A 21,274-nucleotide genomic window follows, 5' to 3' on the forward strand; every position below is an offset into this window, starting at 1 on the left:
CCTTATCCGGCCTACAGGTCGGTGCGCATTTTACCGTAGGCCCGATAAGCGTAGCGCCATCGGGCAACAGGGAATTTTTTTAAGGAGAATAGTGATGAGCTTTATGTTGGCACTGCCAAAAATTAGCCTGCATGGCGCTGGAGCGATTGCCGATATGGTGAACCTCGTGGCGAATAAGCAATGGGGCAAAGCGCTGATCGTTACCGATGGTCAACTGGTAAAGCTGGGCCTGCTGGATAGCCTGTTTAGCGCACTGGATGAACATCAAATGTCTTACCACCTGTTTGATGAGGTGTTCCCAAACCCGACAGAAGAGCTGGTGCAGAAAGGTTTTGCGGCGTATCAGAGCGCAGAATGTGACTACATTATCGCCTTCGGCGGCGGCAGCCCGATCGATACCGCAAAAGCGGTGAAAATTCTGACCGCCAACCCAGGTCCTTCTACCGCCTACTCCGGCGTCGGCAAAGTGAAAAACGCCGGCGTACCGCTGGTAGCGATTAATACTACGGCAGGTACCGCGGCAGAGATGACCAGCAACGCGGTGATTATCGACTCTGCCCGTAAGGTCAAAGAGGTGATCATCGACCCGAATATCATCCCGGATATTGCCGTGGATGACGCCAGCGTCATGCTGGAAATCCCCGCTTCTGTGACCGCCGCAACCGGCATGGATGCCCTGACCCATGCGGTGGAAGCCTATGTCTCCGTTGGCGCGCATCCGCTTACCGACGCTAACGCGCTGGAAGCGATTCGCTTAATCAATTTGTGGCTACCGAAAGCGGTTGACGATGGCCATAACCTCGAAGCCCGTGAGCAAATGGCATTCGGCCAGTACCTGGCGGGTATGGCGTTCAACAGCGCCGGTTTGGGGCTGGTTCACGCGCTGGCGCACCAGCCGGGCGCAACTCACAACCTGCCGCACGGAGTCTGCAACGCTATCCTGCTGCCAATTGTCGAGAACTTTAACCGTCCGAACGCCGTCGCGCGTTTTGCCCGTATCGCACAGGCGATGGGCGTAGAGACGCGCGGTATGTCTGACGAAGCCGCAAGTCAGGAAGCGATTAACGCTATCCGTACGCTGAGCAAACGCGTCGGCATTCCAGAAGGTTTCAGCAAGCTGGGCGTCACAAAAGAAGATATCGAAGGCTGGCTGGATAAAGCCCTCGCCGACCCGTGCGCGCCGTGTAACCCGCGCACCGCCAGCCGCGATGAAGTTCGCGGGCTGTACCTGGAGGCGTTATGATCCGCAAAGCCTTTGTGATGCAGGTAAATGCCGACGCGCACGAGGAGTATCAGCGTCGTCATAACCCAATCTGGCCGGAGCTGGAAGCCGTATTAAAATCTCACGGCGCGCATCACTACGCGATTTATCTCGATCAGGAGCGCAATCTGCTGTTCGCCACCGTTGAGATTGAATCCGAGGAGCGCTGGAACGCCGTTGCCAGCACCGACGTTTGCCAGCGTTGGTGGAAACATATGCGTGACGTTATGCCCGCGAATCCGGATAACAGCCCGGTCAGCGCAGAGCTAAAAGAGGTGTTCTATCTGCAGTAAGTCGTGTGCCCGGTGGCGCAAGCTTACCGGGCCTACGGTTTTATTTTTTGTCGGCCGGATAAGGCGGTTACGCCGCCATCCGGCAATTTCAATTCTGCTCCGCTACCAGGATAGCCTGAGTATCCGGTTCCAGCGCTTTAAAGATATGCGCCTGGTCGCCGGGATAACAAATGTAATCGCCCTCCGCCAGCTCTTCCGGCGCCTCGGTTAAGCCGACGAGGGCTTTTCCCTGCGTAACAATAATATGTTCCACCGACCCCGGCGGATGCGGGTGAGAGATCCGGTCGGCCCCCGGCTGCGTCAACAGCAGATAGATATCACGCCGCGCGCCGGGCGGACACGCCGCCAGTAATATCGCCTGATAATGCGCCTGCTCCGCCACCACTTTGGTGCCTTCTCCGCGGCGAATCACCTGCGTTTTTTGTACCTGCGGCTCCAGCAGCCTAGCAAAGGGAATGTCGAGCGCGACGCATAGCGACCATAACGTCTCCAGGCTGGGGTTGCCGTTCCCTGCTTCCAGTTGTGAAAGCGTAGATTTAGCGATGCCTGCGCGCCGCGCAATCTCCGCCAGCGACAGTCCGGTTCGCTGGCGTTCGCGTACCAGACTTCTGGCAATGACGCTAATAGGTTGTGTCATAAAGCATCCAACGTTCACTATAACGAACGAAATGTTCGTCTTGTAAAGCAAATCTGTTCCGTTCATTATAATGAAAATTCGTTCGATATGACTAAAGAAGATGAAACACTATTTTTCCTGTCTCAAGGGAGACACGATAAAAGCGATATTTTTAGTGTGCCTGGCCGTGGGCGTCGTCGGCATGTCCTATGGCTCACTGGCGATGGCCTACGGTTTCCCACTGTGGGTGCCGTTTGTCCTCTCTATTTTTGTGCTGGCGGGCGCGTCCGAATTTATGTTTATCGGCATTGTTGCCAGCGGCGGCAATCCGTTAGCGGCGGCGGCGGCAGGACTGCTGGTGAATGCGCGCCACGTGCCGTTTGGCGTAACGGTGCGCGATTTGGTTGGCACCCGCGCCGCCAGCTTTTTCGGCTGCCATATTATGAATGATGAGAGCGTGGTGTTCGGCCTGTCGCAAAAAACACCCGAACAACGTAAAGCCGCCTACTGGCTATGCGGTCTGGGCGTCGCCCTATTCTGGCCGATTGGCACACTGATTGGCGCTGGTGTCGGCAAACTGCTTCCGGCCCCAGAAACCATCGGTCTGGATGCCGTATTCCCGGCAATCTTACTGGCGCTGGTGATCCCGGCGTTTAAAAACCGCACCACATTGATTCGTGGTTGCAGCGGCGCCGCGCTGTCGCTTGCCGCCGTTCCCTTTGTGGCTGCCGGATTGCCGGTGTTGCTTTCGCTGCTTGGCCTACTGGCGAGGAAAAAATAATGGGCAATATGACGCTATTTATTATCGGTATTGCTCTTTTATCTGCGGGAACCTATTTGATGCGCCTCGGCGGCGCGAAACTTGGCAGCCGTCTGGCGCTGTCTGAGCGTTCACAGGCGCTGCTCTCGGATGCGGCAACGGTGCTGCTATTCTCCGTCGCGCTGGCGACCACCTTTTACGAAGGCGAACATTTTGCCGGAATGGCGCGCGTTCTTGGGGTTGGCTTCGCCGTATTTTTAGCCTGGCGTAAAATGCCGCTTATTGTGGTGATTATCGCCGCTGCGGTAGTAACCGCACTGCTGCGGCTGGCAGGTATTAATTAACGTCTTACAGAACAGCTGGGCGTGCCCCCCTATAAACGATGAAGGCTGGGCCGCCCTATGCTGAAGTGGCTCAGAATTTTCGCATCAGGCGGGATAAATGCTTTCCATATAAATGCCGATCCTCAATGACACTACCAGTACCTTCCAGCGTGACGTCAACATCTTGTGATAGCTTCAGATTACTGGTTTTTCTAATAGCTCTCTTTAGTTAATGTTTACGTCAGCTATTTTTACGGATATTGCCTGATGAGGAATACATGAACGAAAAAAGCGCCTGATCGGCGCTTTTTATTGGCGTTATAGCGTAATTTTATAGGCACTTGCGCCAGCCTGTGCGCAGTTAATGTGCCGTCACTCAACGCAGGCGGTTATAATCATCCACCATCTCGTTATAACTTCTCAACGACGCCGGATAAGAATCCGCAACCATCCATCCTGTTGCAGGGTCCTGCACCCGTTTCTTTTCAAAATCAGAATACTCAACATTGTCTCTGATGCGACGAATATATTTTTTAGCTTGTAGCTGATAATCAGCCGCAGAGCTGATGAAAGAAGAATTACGGCCATCAGTATTCACTTCTTTCAATTGCGCAATCATTGTTTCCAGTTCCGCGACTTTTTTCATCATCGCTTCGGCATCAAAGGTATCGGCAGAAATAACCTTGTTGATCTGCTTTGCCGAGCTCATGACAGCCAGAGAATAATAGTTAAATGTTTTACCTTCCGCTTCTTCTATTCTCTTCAACTGTGTCAATTGCCGCCTGTCATTTATCTCCTGAATAGCCTCATGATATTTTTCCGAGACGGGTTTAAAATCCTCGATATTCTTCAGTAATGTCTGATGCAGCGCCTTACCTTTAGCAAAGGCATCATCTTTATAGTTTTCCTGGGTATAATATTTTTCCATTTCGTTAATGGTATTACCCAGCGCGGCGGCGCTATCAATATAGCTAACGGCAACGCCATCAATAGGCTCAAGTAATGGCGTTAAGGCGGCCACCTGTTTCATCTCTTTCTGGCAATTCGTTATGTAAGACTCCGTAATACCATAAATGCCATAAACCAGGCTCTCTTTCCCTGTCGGACCTTTTTTAAAGTCTTTCACCCAATCCGCGTAACGCGCCAAACTGTGCTGAACGGGCAATTGAAGTTTATTAAAACAATCGATATAGACATCCATTTTTTCACTATAAACTTCTTCAGCGTCAACCTCCGGCTGAGCTGGCGTTTCTGGTTTCGCCGCCGGGGGCTGAGTTGCCGTTTCTGGCTTCGCTGCTGGGGGCTGCGCTGGACTTTCGCCAGATTGCGTTTCCGGCGTCTGAGAAGGCGCTGGCGTCGCAGGCTGACTGCTGGCGGCCGGCGTCGCCTCGGTTTTAACATTATTGTCATCACATCCTGTTGCGCCCAGGGTCATTAACGCAATGATTATCGCTGAGGATAATAAATTCCTTTTCATTTAATTGCCTTTTGTATATTTACGTTGGGTTCTCTTATTTTAACGAACACATTGATATTGATAATGTTAATTATAATGAAATATGGATTAAGTATTTTTTGTGTTGAATAAATCACATACCTGTTTTTTTTCATTAAAATGAATCTGTAAATTTCAATGATATTATTTATAGGTTATTCTAATGAAAAAGGATTTGTTATCATCAATTATTATCGCTATGCTGATGACTGCCGGGCTAAGCGCTTGTGATGAAAAAAAAGCGGACGAACAACCTGTAGCTCAGAGTGCGGATTCATCAGCGAGCAATACACAACCCACATCAGCGGAAATCGCAGATGCGAACGATGTTCTTAACCAAAAGCTGAATGTTTACATTGATTGTTATAATAATCTCCAGGCAGATATTTACCGTGCTGTAAATCGTTATGCTAACACATTCGACGATTTCCGTACCGGTCCTACCGGTAAGGAAGACGATCCCTCTCCGCTGGTTCCTGTGTATCCTGCATTTATCCAGGACTGCCGGAAAGACATCAAGGCGGCGGCTGAATTAAAGCCGGCGTTTGCCTCTCTGGATAGTGCTGCTCTGGCATTTATTAATGCGGCTGGGCCACTAGCTGAAACAATCAATAGTATGAATAAATACTATGATCAAGATAACTTCAAGGATGATGCCTTTGCTGGCGCTAAAGCGTTCCATAAAACGTTTATAAAACAGTTCGATGAGTTTGATCCCATAGCGAAGAAATATATCGCCGAGATTACCATTATGAGTAAGCAGCATGCGGCTAATGAAATTAAGGCGACCGAGAAGAAAGAAGGTAAATCCATTAAGTACTATACGCTTTTGACGATGCAGGAAGCCGAGACGCTTAATGATGCTGTAGCTGATGATTCTTTTGATGTGGCGGCAGTAAGCAAACAGCTCGCTGATTTTGAAGAGCATACTCAGAAGTTAAACGAGAAGATCAACGTTGATATAGATAAACATCGTAGCTTCCCTGGTTTTATTTCTGAGCTGGAAAAATTCCAGGGCAAGGTGAAAAAACGCATTCGGCGCGTGCGCGATAACGTGGCGTATACCTCGCATGAGCAGGACTACCTCAATAGCGGCAGCGGCGATATGGTAGATGGTTCTTATGAGGCTGTGGTTAAAGCTTATAACGAACTCATCGATACCTATAATGGCTATCATCTTGAGCGTGAGTTCTAAGCTTTTCACGCTGCAAATCGCGTGCATATAACCGCTAAACTGAGCAAATAAGTCGTTAGCGACTGTCGAAAGAGCGCCCCAGAGGCGCTTTTTTCGTTCGAAGTATTACCGGGTAGCAAGCGCCTCGTGAATGGCTGGAATAAGCTACGGCCCAGCATAAAAACGATTAAAACCTGTATGGCCTCGCCACTATACGTGATTCCGTTATCAAGAGAGGCTGTAAAATTGAGAAAATATATATTTTACGCAAATGTAGAGGGTACTATTTTAGTCTGCGATTAACCGCTGCGGATGGGTATAAATCGTCGCCCGACCCGGCTTACAGAACCCCACCAGCGTCAGATTGCAGCGTTCAGCCACCTCGACCGCCAGCGTCGTTGCGGCAGAGACGGCAAACAGAATTTCAACGCCGCACATCGCGGACTTCTGCACCATTTCGTAACTCGCGCGACTGGAAACCAGCGCCGCGCCTTGCCGCCATTCCTCACCTTCCATAGCGCGGCGGCCGAGCAGTTTATCCAGCGCAACGTGGCGTCCGACATCTTCATGGCCCCCCGCCAGTTCACCCGACGGCATGACCCACGCCGCAGCGTGCGTACAACCCGTCAGCTTACTCGTCGGTTGAAAATCATTCAGATGTTTTAACGCGCGATCAAGGTTACCGAGATTAAACGTTTGGCTAAACGGCAGCGGTTGCACCGGCTTACCAATGTCATTGAGCTGTTCCACGCCACACACGCCGCAACCGGTGCGTCCGGCCAGCGCGCGACGACGCGCTTTCAGCCCCATAAATCGACGGCTGGAAAGATCAATCTGCACTTCAAGTCCGTTACAGGACGGCACAACGTCCATGCCATAGATTTCACGCGGGCTGTCAATGATCCCTTCCGACAGAGAAAACCCCATTGCGAAATGCGTCAGATCTTTCGGAGAGGCCATCATAACGACATGCGAAATGCCGTTATACACCAGTGCCACTGGCACTTCCTCGGCAACATCATCAAGTTGGGAGGACTGCAAATCCTCGCGTTTCCAGAGAGTCAACTGGCGTGAGGTTGTGAAATCAGTCACATTTAGGACTTCTTCAGACAGTATATTGTTCACTTTCTTTTAACCATATAAGAACACACACACCAACATTATGGTATTCTGTTACAACTCCTCCCGGATGGAGGAAAATTTATCCAATTCTGAACCTTTGCGGGCCCGTCCGCAAAGAAAAATAACAACCACTCCCTGAGCGTTTCGGATAGAGAAATGTGAAAGAGAAGTGACAATGTCGAAACAAGGAGCAAACCATGCAGGTCAGCAGAAGGCAGTTCTTTAAGATCTGCGCTGGCGGTATGGCAGGCACCACGGCGGCGGCACTGGGCTTCGCGCCCGGCGTAGCGCTAGCGGAAACACGGCAATATAAACTGCTGCGCACCCGCGAAACCCGTAACACCTGCACCTACTGTTCCGTTGGCTGCGGGCTGTTGATGTACAGCCTCGGCGACGGTGCGAAAAACGCCAAAGCATCTATTTTCCATATCGAAGGGGACCCGGATCATCCGGTAAGCCGTGGCGCGCTGTGCCCGAAAGGGGCCGGTCTGGTGGACTTTATCCACTCTGAAAGCCGCCTGAAATTCCCGCAATACCGCGCGCCGGGTTCAGATAAGTGGCAACAGATCAGTTGGGAAGAAGCGTTTGACCGCATCGCTAAACTGATGAAGGAAGATCGCGACGCCAACTATCAGGCGCAGAACGCCGAAGGCGTTACCGTTAACCGCTGGCTCACCACCGGGATGCTGTGCGCTTCCGCATCCAGTAACGAGACGGGTTATTTAACGCAAAAATTCTCCCGCGCGCTGGGTATGCTCGCGGTCGACAACCAGGCGCGTGTCTGACACGGACCAACGGTAGCAAGTCTTGCTCCAACATTTGGTCGCGGTGCGATGACCAACCACTGGGTCGACATCAAGAACGCCAACCTCGTCGTGGTGATGGGCGGTAACGCCGCAGAAGCTCACCCGGTCGGGTTCCGCTGGGCGATGGAAGCCAAAATTCACAATGGCGCGAAGCTGATTGTGATCGATCCGCGCTTCACGCGTACCGCGTCGGTGGCCGATTTCTATGCGCCAATACGCTCTGGTACTGACATTGCCTTCTTGTCAGGCGTGATGCTGTATCTGCTGACCAACGAAAAATACAACCGTGAATACACCGAGGCCTATACCAATGCCAGCCTGATCGTGCGTGAAGATTTTGGCTTCGATGATGGTCTGTTCACCGGCTATGACGCAGACAAGCGGCAGTACGATAAAACCAGTTGGCACTATGAGCTGGACGAAAACGGTTTTGCCAAACGCGATACGACACTGCAACACCCGCGCTGTGTCTGGAATCTGTTGAAACAGCATGTCTCACGCTATACGCCGGACGTGGTAGAAAATATCTGCGGTACGCCGAAAGCGGACTTCCTGAAAGTGTGCGAGTACATTGCAGAAACCAGCGCAAAAGATAAAACCGCGTCGTTCCTGTACGCGCTGGGCTGGACGCAGCATTCCATCGGCGCGCAGAACATCCGTACCATGGCGATGATCCAGCTTCTGCTCGGCAACATGGGGATGGCGGGCGGCGGCGTTAACGCCCTGCGCGGTCACTCCAATATTCAGGGACTGACCGACTTAGGACTGCTGTCGCAAAGTCTGCCGGGCTACCTGACGCTGCCGAGCGAAAAACAGACCGATTTGCAAACCTATCTGGCTGCCAATACGCCGAAGCCATTGTTGAAGGATCAGGTCAACTACTGGGGCAACTATCCGAAATTCTTCGTCTCGATGATGAAGGCCTTCTTTGGTGATAAAGCGACAGCGGAAAATAGCTGGGGCTTCGACTGGCTACCGAAGTGGGACAAAGGGTACGATGTACTGCAGTACTTCGAGATGATGAAACAGGGCAAGGTCAACGGCTATATCTGCCAGGGCTTTAACCCGGTGGCCTCATTCCCGAACAAAAACAAAGTGGTCGCATCGCTTTCCAAACTGAAGTACCTGGTGACTATCGATCCGCTCAACACCGAAACGTCCACCTTCTGGCAAAACCACGGTGAGTCGAACGACGTTGATCCCGCAAAAATCCAGACCGAAGTGTTCCGTCTGCCTTCCACCTGTTTTGCCGAGGAAAATGGTTCCATCGTTAACTCCGGTCGTTGGTTACAGTGGCACTGGAAGGGCGCGGACGCCCCGGGAATTGCCATGACCGACGGCGAAATCCTCGCCGGTATCTTCTTACGCCTGCGTAAGATGTACTCTGAACAGGGCGGCGCCAACCCGGAACAGGTGTTGAATATGACCTGGAACTACACCAAACCGTACGAACCCGCCTCTGAAGAAGTGGCGATGGAAAGTAACGGTAAAGCGCTGGCCGATCTTATCGACCCGGCAACCGGCGCGGTGGTGGTGAAGAAAGGCCAACAGCTCAGTTCGTTCGCGCAACTGCGCGATGACGGTACGACGTCCAGCGGCTGCTGGATTTTCGCCGGTAGCTGGACGCCGGAAGGCAACATGATGGCGCGTCGTGATAACGCCGACCCGTCTGGTCTCGGCAACACGCTGGGCATGGGCATGGCCGCTTAACCGCCGCATTCTCTATAACCGCGCCTCCGCCGATCCGCAGGGTAACCCCTGGGACCCGAAACGTCAGCTACTGAAATGGGAAGGCGGAAAATGGGCCGGATGGGATATTCCGGACTACAGCGCCGCCGCGCCCGGCAGCGACGTCGGACCGTTTATCATGCAGCCGGAAGGGATGGGTCGCCTGTTTGCCATCGATAAGATGGCGGAAGGGCCGTTCCCGGAACACTACGAGCCGTTTGAAACGCCGCTGGGCACTAACCCGCTGCACCCGAACGTTATCTCTAACCCTGCCGCCCGTATCTTTAAAGACGATGCCGACGCGCTGGGTAAAGCGGATAAGTTCCCGTATGTCGGAACTACTTACCGTCTGACCGAGCACTTCCACTACTGGACCAAGCACGCGTTGCTTAACGCTATCGCCCAGCCGGAACAGTTTGTGGAAATTGGCGAGAAGCTGGCGAATAAGCTCGGCATCGCGCATGGCGATACCGTGAAGGTCTCCTCGAACCGCGGCTATATCAAAGCCAAAGCAGTGGTGACCAAGCGTATTCGCACGCTGAAAGCGGACGGCAAGGATATCGATACCATCGGTATTCCTATTCACTGGGGCTATGAAGGCGTGGCGAAAAAAGGTTTTATCGCCAATACGTTAACGCCTTTCGTCGGCGATGCGAACACGCAAACGCCGGAGTTTAAATCCTTCCTTGTGAACGTGGAAAAGGTGTAACGGAGACGACCTATGGCTTATCAATCGCAAGACATCATTCGTCGTTCCGCCACTAACGGTTTCACCCCCGCGCCCCAGGCGCGGGACCACCAGGAAGAGGTGGCGAAACTCATCGACGTCACCACCTGTATCGGCTGTAAAGCGTGTCAGGTGGCGTGCTCCGAGTGGAACGACATCCGTGATGAAGTGGGCAATAACGTCGGGGTGTATGACAACCCGGCGGACTTAACTGCGAAATCCTGGACGGTGATGCGCTTCTCGGAAGTGGAACAGAACGACAAACTGGAGTGGCTGATCCGTAAGGATGGCTGTATGCACTGCGCCGATCCCGGCTGCCTGAAGGCCTGTCCGGCGGAAGGGGCGATCATTCAGTATGCTAACGGTATTGTCGACTTCCAGTCCGAGCAGTGTATCGGCTGCGGCTACTGTATCGCTGGCTGCCCGTTCAACGTGCCGCGCTTTAACCCGGAAGACAACCGCGTCTATAAATGTACGCTGTGCGTCGACCGAGTGACCGTGGGGCAAGAACCGGCCTGCGTGAAGACCTGTCCAACCGGCGCCATTCATTTTGGCTCGAAAGAGGATATGAAAACGCTGGCGGGCGAGCGGGTGGCGGAACTCAAAACCCGTGGTTATGACAACGCGGGACTGTACGATCCGGCCGGCGTAGGCGGTACGCATGTCATGTACGTGCTGCATCATGCCGACAAGCCGAATCTGTATCACGGTCTGCCGGAGAACCCGGAAATCAGCGAAACCGTCAAGTTCTGGAAAGGCGTCTGGAAACCGCTCGCCGCGTTCGGTTTTGCCGCGACCTTTGCCGCCAGCGTCTTCCACTATGTCGGCGTCGGCCCGAACCGCGCGGAAGAGGAAGATGACAACCTGCATGAAGAGAAAGACGAGGTGCGCAAATGAAACGACGTGACACCATCGTGCGCTATACGGCGCCGGAACGCATCAACCACTGGATCGTCGCCTTCTGCTTCGTGCTGGCGGCGGTGAGTGGGCTGGGCTTTTTATTCCCATCCTTCAACTGGTTGATGCATATTCTGGGCACCCCACAACTGGCGCGAATTCTGCACCCGTTTGTGGGCGTGGTTATGTTTGCCTCGTTCATCATCATGTTTTTCCGTTATTGGCACCACAATCTAATCAATCGGGATGATATCTTTTGGGCGAAGAATATTCGTAAGATCGTCGTCAACGAGGAAGTGGGTGACACCGGGCGTTATAACTTCGGTCAGAAATGCGTATTCTGGGCGGCGATTATCTTCCTGGTGCTGCTGCTGGTGAGCGGGGTAATTATCTGGCGTCCGTACTTTGCGCCTGCTTTCTCAATCCCGGTGATCCGATTCGCGTTAATGTTGCATTCTTTTGCCGCAGTAGCGTTAATTGTGGTTATCATGGTGCATATCTACGCCGCCCTTTGGGTGAAAGGCACCATTACCGCGATGGTGGAAGGCTGGGTAACCCGGTCGTGGGCGAAGAAACATCACCCACGCTGGTACCGAGAAGTCCGCAAGACAACGGAAAAAGAAACTGAATGAGTATTCGCATAATCCCGCAAGATGAGCTGGGGTCGAGCGAGAAACGTACGGCGGATATGATTCCGCCGTTATTGTTCCCCCGACTCAAAAACGTCTACAACCGCCGCGCCGAACGTCTGCGCGAGCTGGCTGAAAATAACCCGCTGGGCGATTACCTGCGCTTTGCCGCGCTTATCGCGCACGCGCAGGAAGTAGTGCTGTACGACCATCCGCTGGAGATGGATCTGACCGCACGCATTAAAGAAGCGAACGACCAGGGCAAGCCGCCGCTGGATATCCACGTGCTGCCGCGTGATAAGCACTGGCAAAAACTGCTGCATTCGTTAATTGCCGAGCTAAAACCCGAGATGAACGGCCCCGCGCTGGCGGTGATTGAGAACCTGGAGAAAGCCTCAGAGCAGGAGCTAGAGCAGATGGCCAGCGCGCTGTTTGCCTCGGATTTTGCCTCCGTCAGCAGCGATAAAGCCCCGTTTATCTGGGCCGCGCTCTCCCTTTACTGGGCGCAAATGGCCAGCTTGATTCCAGGCAAAGCCCGCGCGGAATACGGTGAAGCGCGCCAGTATTGCCCGGTGTGCGGTTCGATGCCGGTCTCCAGCATGGTGCAAATCGACACCACGCAGGGGCTGCGTTATCTGCACTGTAACCTGTGCGAAACCGAATGGCACGTCGTGCGCGTAAAATGCAGTAACTGCGAACAGAGCCGCGACTTACACTACTGGTCGCTGGAAAATGAGCAGGCTGCGGTGAAAGCCGAAAGCTGCGGCGATTGCGGGACTTACCTGAAGATTCTCTATCAGGAAAAAGACCCGAAAGTGGAAGCAGTGGCCGACGACCTCGCCTCGCTGGTGCTGGACGCGCGCATGGAACAGGAGGGCTTCGCCCGAAGCTCTATCAACCCGTTCCTGTTCCCGGGGGAAGGGGAATAAGTTTTTTACTCAGACCGGGCGAAGTTTGCCGTCCGGTCTACAAGTGATACGGCGTGATCACTCCCGGAATATCGGCAAAGTCTTTTGTATTGCGCGTCACAAGCTCACAACGATGGACTTGTGTAGTGGCCAGAATGATCGCATCCGGGAGTTTCATGCCATACTCCTGCCTGACAATGACGCTTCGTTCCGCGATTTCCTGTGTTACGCCAATAATATTGAACGCACTTAATGCAATGCGCGTGCGGTTTTCCTGATGATATTTCTTAGCACCCACCATCACTTCCATCCATGTGATAAGGCTAATCGCATTTTGTGGCGGATACGCTTCCAGCGCATGTTTCGCTTCAATTCGACCGCTAAACAGGTCGATGAGGATATTGGTATCAAAAAGCGCAGACCCTTTGACCATTACCATTCCTCACGAAGTTTACGTTGGTATTCAACGCCATCTTCCTCACAGCCTTGCCAGAGCCCCAATGCTTTCGAAATTGTGGTCTCAGCCCGATCCTGTCTTTCCAGATACTGCTCAACGGCCTCCCGCAAGAGTTCTGCACGAGGTAGGTTGCGTTGCACCTTGAGATCGTCAAGCCGTTTAATCACATCGTCTGATAAATCGAGTAAAATTCTGCCCATATCCATCCCAGCCATCATACTCACATATACCTCCAGTATATCATTCGCGCTTATTTTTCAAACAACATACACCTGAGACTGACGAGAAAATAGTTATTACGCGAACGATTTTTATTTTTGCGAGCCGCTTTCCAGAATCGTACGCAGCCCAATTTTCCCATTTTCATTCGAACCAAATCGAGTTATAAAACTGTATATCCATACAGATAAAGGCAATGAAAAATGGCACTGGAAAGCGGGATTGCGCAGTTAGTGGAGGAATTTATCGCGGCGGGACGCCCCTCTTCTCGCGAACAGAATATTGATGACCGGAGGGCGGGCTACATCGCCAGCACGACACTGGCAGGAGAAACTGAAACCCGCGTCCAGGTTGAAGATATTGAACTCAATGCCATGACGTTTCGCGTGGTTTCGCCGCTCAATGCCACAGGGAAATTACCCTGCATCATTTATTATCATGGTGGCTGCTTTGTCAGCGGCGGTTTTGCCACTCACGATAACCAGTTAAGACAGTTAGCTTTTTACAGCCGTTGTCGCGTGATTGCGGCGCAGTACCGACTTGCACCAGAGCACACCTTCCCGGCCGCACATAACGATGCCGAAACCGGAGCTAATACTATCTGGAAATATGCCCAGAAACTGGGGATAGATCGCGAGAACATTACGCTTGCCGGTGACAGCGCGGGTGGGCATCTGGCGCTGGTCACCGCGCTACGCCTGAAAGCCGCCCGTCAATGGCAACCTGCACAGCTGATTCTGATCTACCCCATGCTGGACGCAACCGCCAGGTTTGCGAGCTACACCTGTAATGGGCTGGATTACATTATCACGCGTGACACGCTGCTTTCAGGCTACGAGATGTATATGCCGCGAACCGATCCACTGCATCCTGAAGCCAGTCCGCTCTGGCGTGAGGACTTCGCCGGTCTGCCATCCACGCACATCATTACTGCCGAATTCGACCCACTGCGCGATGAGGGCGAGGCCCTGTATCAACGGTTCCAGGAACAGGGTGTGGAATGCACTTGCCTGCGCTATCTCGGCGTGATCCACGGGTTTTTCCAGCTCGGAGGCGTGAGCCAGGCGGCACGAAGCGCCATGCGAGATGTGGCCTGGCGTGTTGTAAGTCCATCAACAGGCAAAATGACCTAAAATTCAATTTTGTTTTCAACTTGAAAACTGGATAACGTTGCGCTAAATTGTTTTCAGGTTGAAAACTTTGTAATGGAACTACATTGTGCATGTTATCAGCCGAAAACCGTTCAATGAAGCGATGCTCATGTATCCAAACCATGAGCTTGCTCTCACTGAGTTGCTGAATGTTCTGGAGAAAAAAACATTCACTCAGCCTGAAGAGATGAAGCGGTATATTCCTTCACTGGATAATTTTAAGTACAGAGATAAATGGTGGGTGATTGATGTTTCTGGTAACAGCCTGAGACTCATTTCCTACATAGATTTCAGGTTACATAAGATATTTGTGAAACATATCGTTTCCCATGCCGAATATGACAAACTGACCGCATATTATCGGGTAATAAAGAATGAGAACTCATCGTCAGATGGATGTAACCAGCGCAAAAAAGATCGTTGATACCTTCAGCGATGCGGTAAAAACCATCCCACTGATGGGGGAAGACCGAAATGACAATGAGTATCGCAGGGCACTAGCGCTAGTGGAGTTTCTGGTCGACCACGACGATCTTGAAAACCCACTATTTGAATTGCTCTGTGCCCGAATCAGTGAATACGAAAAACATGCGCCGGAATTCAAAGCACTCAACCAACACCTGGAGAAAACGCCCCCTGGCGTTTCAGTATTGCGAACGCTCATGGATCAATACGGTCTCAAAGCAGCAGATCTTGCCAACGAACTTGGTTCTAAATCGAACGTCAGCAACATCTTAAATGGCCGCAGAGCACTAACGGTTAATCATATTAAAGCGCTTACACAACGCTTCAAACTACCAGCAGATGCCTTCATCGAGTAGTTGGATATGTCCAGCTACTCCTCCTCATTCCCGCCTTCTTCATACGGGCCGAACGGTTTCGCAGGTAGTACGATATAAATGCCTTCGAAAATTGCCCCTGCGGTCTCGCCGCCCAACAGTTCAACCTGCAACTGGACACGCGCTTTTTTACCCCGCGCCAGCCTGTCCAAATCACCGCTTAGCGACCCCAAATCAGCCACGGCGTTTGGCTTTCCGCTAATGGGTTTACTGTAGCGAATATGGGCGTCAGCAAGAATAATCGTCCCGCCAAGATGGCGTTCACGGAGCATCAGCCAGATAAGTCCCCATCCGGTCAGCGTCGCCAGGGAGAACAGGCTGCCGGCAAACACCGTGTGATGCGGATTTTGATTACCGGTTTCCGGCATCGTGGTGATAAATTTTTGCCCGGTGTACTGCTGAATGCGCACCCCCATCTTTTCACTCAATGGAATGTGCTCATACCAGGCCTGCTGAAGCTGCCCGCACCAATCGCCGCGATGCAGGATATCATCCAGCGATGCTACCGGTTTAATCATCAGAAAATGGCGGATTGGCGTGGTTGTGGGCGTAGTAATCTCCCCCTGATTGACAAACCCGAGTTTGGCAAAGAACTCAACCGCATCTTCGCGCGCGCTGCAGGTGACGCGCTTAACGCCTTCCTGGCGGGCGACAGACTCCAGAGTCATCGCCATTAATGTCCCCAGCCCTTTATCCTGTACCGAGGGATGTACAGCCATAAAACGGATAGACGCCTCGTTATCTGCATTGATATACAGGCGGCCCACTGCAACTAAATTTCCTTCTTCGTCCACCACTATTTGATGGTGCGCCAACGCATCCCAGCCATCCCGTTCCGACTCTTTCGGCTGGTGTAGCGGTTTACGCAGCATCTCCCAGCGAAACTGGTAGTAACGTTCTAATTCTTCCTCTGTTTGCGGAACTCGAAGGTGATACATAGCCGTACTCTCTCTTGTTATCCGCGGCCACGCCGGAAGCTGACTCATACCTGGAGCCAGAATGTCACGGGACCGTCATTAACCAGCTCAACCTGCATATCGGCAGCGAAGCGTCCGGTTTGCGTGTTTATCGCCTGCTGGCGGCAGCGTTCGACAAAATATTCATAAAGCGCCTGCGCGCGATCCGGCGCAGCCCCGCCGGAAAAGCTTGGCCGCATACCGCGCTCGGTATCTGCCGCCAGCGTAAACTGCGACACCACTAGCACGCTGCCGCCAGCCTGTTGCACATTCAGATTCATCTTGCCGTCAGCATCGCTGAAGATACGGTATCCCAGCACGCGCTCGCACAGACGATTCGCTTTTTGTTCGTCATCTTCTTTTTCGACACCCAATAACACCAAAAGTCCTGGGCCGATTTCACCCGTCACCTCGTCCTCCACGGTGACGCTGGCACGGGTTGCGCGTTGAATTAATGCAATCATGGTTGGTCAGCTTCTTCTTGTTCTGCGGCTTGTTTGAGTTTTCGGTATTCCCCGAGAGTGACAGTTATTTCTGCGCCAAGCAAGACTATACACCAGGTCCAGTATACCCAGACAAACAGGATAGGGATCACTGCCAGTACGCCATAAATGAGCTGATATGACGGGAACATGGTGATATAAAGCGCGAAACCTTTCTTTCCAGCCTCGAACAGCAACGCTGCGACAAACGCGCCGACAAGGGCGTCACGGTTCGGTACGCGAGTTGTTGGGACAATACTGTAAAGTAACCAGAATGAGATCCACGAGAGCAGCAGCGGAAGGATGCGCAATACATTGTCGATGACCGTATTCAGATCGCTGGCCCAGCGTAAAGAAAGCAGGTAGGAGCTGATCGCCAGGCTGGCGCCAGCGAGAAGCGGGCCGAGCGTGAGGATCATCCAGTACACCGCAAAAGAGTACACTTTTGGCCGTGTGCGTTTGCTGCGCCAGATAGTGTTTAAGGCGCTATCAATGGCGTACATCAACAGCAATGCCGTCACAATCAGTCCACAGGCGCCCACCGCCGTCATTTTGTTGGAGTTAGCGACAAACTGCTCAATATAGCGCTGAATCACGTCTCCGGTGGCTGGCATAAAGTTAGCAAAAATAAAATGGCGTAAATGCTGACATCAGAAAACATCGGAAAAGCAGCGAAAAGGGCAAAAACGACGGCAATAAGCGGTACTAAGGAGAGTAATGAGACATAGGCGAGATTTCCCGCCAGAGTCGTCATATTATCCTCATCGATACGCTGCCATAATAGCTTGAGCCAGGCCCGAACAGGGCGCGTATGGCGTCCAGCTTTTTGGTGAACGGTTTTTAGCATAACAGCTTCGCGAAGTAGTCAGGGATGGTGGCTTTATCCTTCACCAGAATGCTGGTGATCCCCAACTGGTTGGCCCCTTCTATATTATCGGCATTGTCGTCGAAAAAGACCGCATCGGCAGCGGAAAAACCTTCTTTCTGCAGGACGTGCTGATAAATACGCGCTTCCGGTTTACGCATTCCCAAATCCTGCGATAAATAGATATGGTCGGCGGCAGCGCGCACCTCCGGGTATTCCTCCGGCCAGAAGTGGGTATGCAGTCGGTTAGTATTGGATAGCACCACCACGCGATGCCCCTGCTCGCGCAGTTTATGCATGATAGCAATCACTTCGGGCCGTAATCCGACAAATACCGCCTGCCAGCCGTGCGCAAATTGTTCATAACTGAGCGATAACGCCATTTCATGACAGAAAGCTTCAGCAAACGCTTCGTCCGTTATCTCACCGCGTTCATGTTGGTGAAAAGTCTCGCCCATCGTAAATTTTTGCTTCAGCGAAGCCAGCGGTACTCGACTCAGATCGCTCCACACACCTAATACGCGGTTAAAGTCGATGTCGACAATCACATTACCTAAATCAAAGATGTAGAGCATGTCATTCTCCTTGCTAACCGGGGATGAATAACTGTAGCGGGAAAGGAGAAGTTTGACTATGTATCCCTTTATAAATCAATTAACAAAAAGACAATAGAAACGCAGACGATGTTCAATATCGCCTGCATCACAGCGCCGTTTTATTGGCCGGATAAAGCGCTGACGCGACCATCCGGCGCAAGGGCGCTTGTCACGCTGAAACGGCGTCGTCCAGCGAAGGACTCACCTGAACCACTTCGATTTGCTGGGATTGAAGTAAATTCTGTAATGCCGGACCGGGATACTCGTCCGTAAACAGAGCGGTAATCTGTGACACATTGCCGATCTCAACCGCCGCAGAAGCATGGTATTTCGTATGATCGGCGGCCAGCAGAATATGTCGCGAGTGGGCCATCATGGTTTTCACTACGCTGGCTTCGTTGACATCAAACTCCAGTAACGCGCCATCGCTCTCTATCGCGCCTACGCTGGTGACGAGATAGTCCGCCCGGAACCCCGCGACAAACGCCGCCGCGGATGGCCCGATAATGCCGCTATTATGCGGGCGCAGCGTGCCGCCAGGCACCATCACTTCAAAGCGAGGGTTATTATAAAGAATGTGCGCGACGCGCAGGCTATTGGTGATAATGCGCAGATGATTATGGTTGAGCAGCGCGCGCGCCACCTGCTCAACCGTCGTTCCAATCGTGATAAATATCGTGGAGCCATCCGGAATATAGTCAGCCACGGCTTCCGCAATGGCTTTTTTCTCTTGCGTCCAGGAGACCTCTCGCTGCTCAAAGGCGGTATTGACCACACTGGACGCTCTGCCAGCGCCGCCGTGATGACGCGTAATCAGCCCCTGCTCGCTTAATTTACGAATATCGCGGCGAACCGTCTGGGTAGAGACCTCCAACAAACTGGCTAACTCATCGATATTCATATAGCCGCGCTCATCAATAAGCATTAACAGCCGATCGTGTCGCGGATTACCGGTCAGTTCGGTAAGACTCATGAGCATTCCTCTAAAAGCTTCCTACTGCTCATATTATACAAAAAGTGACAAGAAAGATCGGGTTTGCTCACAATCAGGGATACCCGCCCGGCCACCCGGGCGCGTACACTTCAGCGCGGCAACGCCGCTGGCGAATCTGACAGCCTCTTCGATGGCGTATCCGCTTGCCAGGCCAAATGCCAGTGCGCCATGAAAAACATCGCCCGCGCCGGTAGTATCCACCACCTCCACGGTAAAACCCGGTTGGTGGCGTACCACCGCTTTTTCCAACCAGTTGCAGCCTTCGCTGCCTCGCGTGACATAGACATGTCCATTTGTGAGCATTTGTGCTTTTTTTAGCGCATCAATGGCTTCGCTCATCCCCGTCAGGCGTGCCAGCCCCGGCTCGGAGAAGGCGGCGTGGTCGCTTAACGCCACCAGCTCGCTAATATCCTGCGGCGTAATATCGCCATCAAGAACAGTCATGACGCCAGCCTGACGCGCCAGCGTAAACGCCTGTTTTGCGCCGTCATGCCAGCGCACATCCGCCAACACCACATCCCACTGCGAAAAATCGATGTCGTTAAGCCAGTCGGCGTCAGGTAATAAATCCGGGCTGGGATAATTAACGATAATCCGCTCTCCTTTGGCATCCACCATAATCGCTGACTGCGACGACATGGCCTGCGTGTAGCGGCGGGTATAGCGGGTATTTACCCCCAGGGATTCCAGTTCCGCCAGCAGGCTGTTTCCGGTGTCGTCATCGCCCACACGGCCAATAAAGTCCACCTGCGCGCCCAATTTCGCCGCAGCCACGGCAGCGGTCGCCGCAGGCCCGCCGCCCACTTCCGTATAGCGCTTCGCCACATATTTACCCCCTTCTGTCGGTAATCCTTCCACGTAATAGATGCGATCCATCACGGTAATACCTACACAAGCAATACGAACCATGGTCATTCCTCAAGCATTTTCGATGTGCTCATTTTAATTTCACGAAATGTTTAAAAAGTGACGGCTGTCAATTTTTTGACTATAAATTACAAATACGATCAGAAAAAGGCTCATTAATGACAAAAAATGACACCGCCGTGTTCAGGAGAACGATATGGCAGTTATAGCATTTATCGGGTTGGGACAGATGGGCTCCCCTATGGCGAGCAATCTGCTAAAGCAGGGCCATCAACTCAGCGTCTTCGATGTTAATCCCGACGCCGTACAGCGTCTGGTAGACAAAGGCGCGCAACCTGCAAGCAGCCCGGCTCAGGCAACCATCGGCGCTGAATTTGTTATCACCATGCTCCCGAACGGCGATCTGGTTCGTTCCGTTTTGTTTGGCGAGCAAGGCGTTTGTGAAACCCTTTCCCGTGAAGCGCTGGTCATTGATATGTCCACTATTCATCCGTTGCAAACCGATAAGCTGATTGCCGACATGCAGAGCAAAGGGTTCAGCATGATGGATGTGCCGGTAGGCCGGACATCCGACAACGCGATTACCGGCACATTGTTGCTGCTGGCAGGCGGTACGACGGAGCAAGTAGAGCGCGCTACCCCTGTTCTGATGGCGATGGGTAATGAGCTGGTCAACACCGGCGGCCCGGGAATGGGTATTCGCGTAAAACTGATCAACAACTACATGAGTATTGCGCTAAATGCGCTCTCCGCCGAAGCCGCCGTGCTGTGTGAAGCGCTGGGGCTTTCCTTCGACGTGGCTTTAAAAGTGATGAGCGGCACTGCCGCAGGCAAAGGGCATTTCACCACCACCTGGCCGAATAAAGTGATGAAAGGGGATCTGTCTCCCGCCTTCATGATCGATCTGGCGCACAAAGATCTTGGCATCGCGTTGGATGTCGCCAATCAACTGCACGTACCGATGCCGCTCGGCGCCGCCTCCCGTGAAGTTTATAACCTAGCGCGGGCCGCAGGCCGCGGTCGGGAAGACTGGAGCGCCATCCTGGAACAGGTGCGCATCAGCGCCGGGCTGACCGCCAACGTAAAAAAGTAACGACTGTATAAAGGAA

At 52.6% G+C, this 21,274-nt stretch carries 22 protein-coding genes and 2 pseudogenes; 13 read left to right on the top strand and 11 right to left on the bottom strand.

What is annotated here, in order from left to right; genetic code table 11:
* The first annotated feature begins 94 nt into the window (after nucleotides 1-94).
* A complete protein-coding gene (gene fucO / locus J4685_RS17665) occupies nucleotides 95-1,243 on the top strand; it encodes a lactaldehyde reductase (protein WP_000009249.1) in 1,149 nt (382 codons plus the stop codon).
* Nucleotides 1,240-1,554: an L-rhamnose mutarotase gene (gene rhaM / locus J4685_RS17670; protein ID WP_000619478.1), complete on the top strand. Its 315-nt coding sequence runs from the start codon at nucleotides 1,240-1,242 to the stop codon at nucleotides 1,552-1,554. Before fucO ends, rhaM begins: the two co-directional genes overlap by 4 nt.
* 88 nt (nucleotides 1,555-1,642) lie before the next feature.
* Here rhaM and J4685_RS17675 read toward each other — a convergent pair whose 3' ends face one another.
* Nucleotides 1,643-2,191: a helix-turn-helix domain-containing protein gene (locus J4685_RS17675; RefSeq protein WP_001517951.1), complete on the bottom strand. Its 549-nt coding sequence runs from the start codon at nucleotides 2,189-2,191 to the stop codon at nucleotides 1,643-1,645.
* A gap of 100 nt (nucleotides 2,192-2,291) precedes the next feature.
* Between J4685_RS17675 and J4685_RS17680 the strand changes: the two genes are divergently transcribed.
* Nucleotides 2,292-2,951, top strand: a complete 660-nt coding sequence (locus tag J4685_RS17680) for an AzlC family ABC transporter permease (protein ID WP_000683586.1) — start codon at nucleotides 2,292-2,294, stop codon at nucleotides 2,949-2,951.
* Nucleotides 2,951-3,274: an AzlD domain-containing protein gene (locus J4685_RS17685; protein ID WP_000527676.1), complete on the top strand. Its 324-nt coding sequence runs from the start codon at nucleotides 2,951-2,953 to the stop codon at nucleotides 3,272-3,274. Before J4685_RS17680 ends, J4685_RS17685 begins: the two co-directional genes overlap by 1 nt.
* A gap of 355 nt (nucleotides 3,275-3,629) precedes the next feature.
* Here J4685_RS17685 and J4685_RS17690 read toward each other — a convergent pair whose 3' ends face one another.
* The gene (locus J4685_RS17690) at nucleotides 3,630-4,730 is read right to left on the bottom strand and encodes a YiiG family protein (protein ID WP_000828044.1); all 1,101 of its coding nucleotides are present in this window, start codon (nucleotides 4,728-4,730) and stop codon (nucleotides 3,630-3,632) included.
* A 181-nt stretch (nucleotides 4,731-4,911) separates the two neighbouring features.
* On the opposite strand from J4685_RS17690, the gene J4685_RS17695 reads away from it, so the two are divergent.
* Nucleotides 4,912-5,943 carry a YiiG family protein gene (locus tag J4685_RS17695; protein ID WP_011233225.1) on the top strand — a complete coding sequence of 344 codons (1,032 nt, stop codon included), beginning with the start codon at nucleotides 4,912-4,914 and terminating at the stop codon, nucleotides 5,941-5,943.
* 267 nt (nucleotides 5,944-6,210) lie between these two features.
* Here J4685_RS17695 and fdhD read toward each other — a convergent pair whose 3' ends face one another.
* Complete coding sequence (fdhD, locus tag J4685_RS17700) at nucleotides 6,211-7,047, bottom strand: formate dehydrogenase accessory sulfurtransferase FdhD (RefSeq protein WP_001059748.1); 837 nt, start codon at nucleotides 7,045-7,047, stop codon at nucleotides 6,211-6,213.
* 194 nt (nucleotides 7,048-7,241) lie between these two features.
* On the opposite strand from fdhD, the pseudogene fdnG reads away from it, so the two are divergent.
* From fdnG to fdhE, 4 genes and pseudogenes are all read left to right on the top strand, one after another.
* Nucleotides 7,242-10,287: pseudogene (gene fdnG, locus J4685_RS17705) on the top strand (formate dehydrogenase-N subunit alpha).
* A 12-nt stretch (nucleotides 10,288-10,299) separates the two neighbouring features.
* On the top strand, nucleotides 10,300-11,202 hold the full coding sequence (gene fdxH, locus J4685_RS17710) for a formate dehydrogenase subunit beta (protein ID WP_000331358.1): 903 nt from the start codon (nucleotides 10,300-10,302) through the stop codon (nucleotides 11,200-11,202).
* The gene (gene fdoI / locus J4685_RS17715; protein WP_000829025.1) at nucleotides 11,199-11,834 is read left to right on the top strand and encodes a formate dehydrogenase cytochrome b556 subunit; all 636 of its coding nucleotides are present in this window, start codon (nucleotides 11,199-11,201) and stop codon (nucleotides 11,832-11,834) included. Before fdxH ends, fdoI begins: the two co-directional genes overlap by 4 nt.
* A complete protein-coding gene (gene fdhE, locus J4685_RS17720; protein WP_000027726.1) occupies nucleotides 11,831-12,760 on the top strand; it encodes a formate dehydrogenase accessory protein FdhE in 930 nt (309 codons plus the stop codon). Before fdoI ends, fdhE begins: the two co-directional genes overlap by 4 nt.
* 37 nt (nucleotides 12,761-12,797) lie before the next feature.
* On the opposite strand, the gene J4685_RS17725 is transcribed toward fdhE, so the two are convergent.
* Nucleotides 12,798-13,172, bottom strand: coding sequence for a type II toxin-antitoxin system VapC family toxin (locus J4685_RS17725; protein WP_000238495.1), 375 nt, complete (start codon nucleotides 13,170-13,172; stop codon nucleotides 12,798-12,800).
* On the bottom strand, nucleotides 13,172-13,414 hold the full coding sequence (locus tag J4685_RS17730; protein ID WP_001523745.1) for a CopG family transcriptional regulator: 243 nt from the start codon (nucleotides 13,412-13,414) through the stop codon (nucleotides 13,172-13,174). The genes J4685_RS17725 and J4685_RS17730 overlap by 1 nt, the downstream gene beginning before the upstream one ends.
* A gap of 204 nt (nucleotides 13,415-13,618) precedes the next feature.
* Here J4685_RS17730 and J4685_RS17735 point away from each other — a divergent pair, with 204 nt between their 5' ends.
* The 3 genes from J4685_RS17735 (at nucleotide 13,619) to J4685_RS17745 (ending at nucleotide 15,387) form a co-directional block, all read left to right on the top strand.
* On the top strand, nucleotides 13,619-14,548 hold the full coding sequence (locus J4685_RS17735) for an alpha/beta hydrolase (protein ID WP_001162861.1): 930 nt from the start codon (nucleotides 13,619-13,621) through the stop codon (nucleotides 14,546-14,548).
* An 85-nt stretch (nucleotides 14,549-14,633) separates the two neighbouring features.
* Complete coding sequence (locus tag J4685_RS17740) at nucleotides 14,634-14,990, top strand: type II toxin-antitoxin system HigB family toxin (protein WP_000558167.1); 357 nt, start codon at nucleotides 14,634-14,636, stop codon at nucleotides 14,988-14,990.
* On the top strand, nucleotides 14,941-15,387 hold the full coding sequence (locus J4685_RS17745; protein ID WP_011233224.1) for a type II toxin-antitoxin system HigA family antitoxin: 447 nt from the start codon (nucleotides 14,941-14,943) through the stop codon (nucleotides 15,385-15,387). Before J4685_RS17740 ends, J4685_RS17745 begins: the two co-directional genes overlap by 50 nt.
* A 14-nt stretch (nucleotides 15,388-15,401) precedes the next feature.
* On the opposite strand, the gene fabY is transcribed toward J4685_RS17745, so the two are convergent.
* The 6 genes and pseudogenes from fabY to J4685_RS17775 all read right to left on the bottom strand — a co-directional run bounded on the left by fabY (nucleotide 15,402) and on the right by J4685_RS17775 (nucleotide 20,207).
* The gene (gene fabY, locus J4685_RS17750; protein WP_016505023.1) at nucleotides 15,402-16,343 is read right to left on the bottom strand and encodes a fatty acid biosynthesis protein FabY; all 942 of its coding nucleotides are present in this window, start codon (nucleotides 16,341-16,343) and stop codon (nucleotides 15,402-15,404) included.
* A 44-nt stretch (nucleotides 16,344-16,387) separates the two neighbouring features.
* Nucleotides 16,388-16,825, bottom strand: coding sequence for a D-aminoacyl-tRNA deacylase (dtd, locus tag J4685_RS17755; RefSeq protein WP_000560954.1), 438 nt, complete (start codon nucleotides 16,823-16,825; stop codon nucleotides 16,388-16,390).
* Nucleotides 16,822-17,690: pseudogene (locus tag J4685_RS17760) on the bottom strand (virulence factor BrkB family protein). The gene dtd and the pseudogene J4685_RS17760 overlap by 4 nt, the downstream one beginning before the upstream one ends.
* Nucleotides 17,684-18,283, bottom strand: coding sequence for a glucose-1-phosphatase (yihX, locus tag J4685_RS17765; protein ID WP_000965695.1), 600 nt, complete (start codon nucleotides 18,281-18,283; stop codon nucleotides 17,684-17,686). Before yihX ends, J4685_RS17760 begins: the two are co-directional and overlap by 7 nt.
* 190 nt (nucleotides 18,284-18,473) lie before the next feature.
* Complete coding sequence (locus J4685_RS17770) at nucleotides 18,474-19,277, bottom strand: DeoR/GlpR family DNA-binding transcription regulator (RefSeq protein ID WP_000059693.1); 804 nt, start codon at nucleotides 19,275-19,277, stop codon at nucleotides 18,474-18,476.
* Nucleotides 19,278-19,310: 33 nt separating this feature from the next.
* The gene (locus tag J4685_RS17775; RefSeq protein ID WP_011233223.1) at nucleotides 19,311-20,207 is read right to left on the bottom strand and encodes a sugar kinase; all 897 of its coding nucleotides are present in this window, start codon (nucleotides 20,205-20,207) and stop codon (nucleotides 19,311-19,313) included.
* A gap of 154 nt (nucleotides 20,208-20,361) precedes the next feature.
* Between J4685_RS17775 and yihU the strand changes: the two genes are divergently transcribed.
* Complete coding sequence (yihU, locus tag J4685_RS17780) at nucleotides 20,362-21,258, top strand: sulfolactaldehyde 3-reductase (protein WP_000268251.1); 897 nt, start codon at nucleotides 20,362-20,364, stop codon at nucleotides 21,256-21,258.
* Nucleotides 21,259-21,274: the final 16 nt, after the last annotated feature.

It is taken from the genome of Salmonella sp. 32100201201700099SM (assembly GCF_017572645.1).
GTDB classification, from domain to species: Bacteria; Pseudomonadota; Gammaproteobacteria; order Enterobacterales; family Enterobacteriaceae; genus Salmonella; species Salmonella enterica.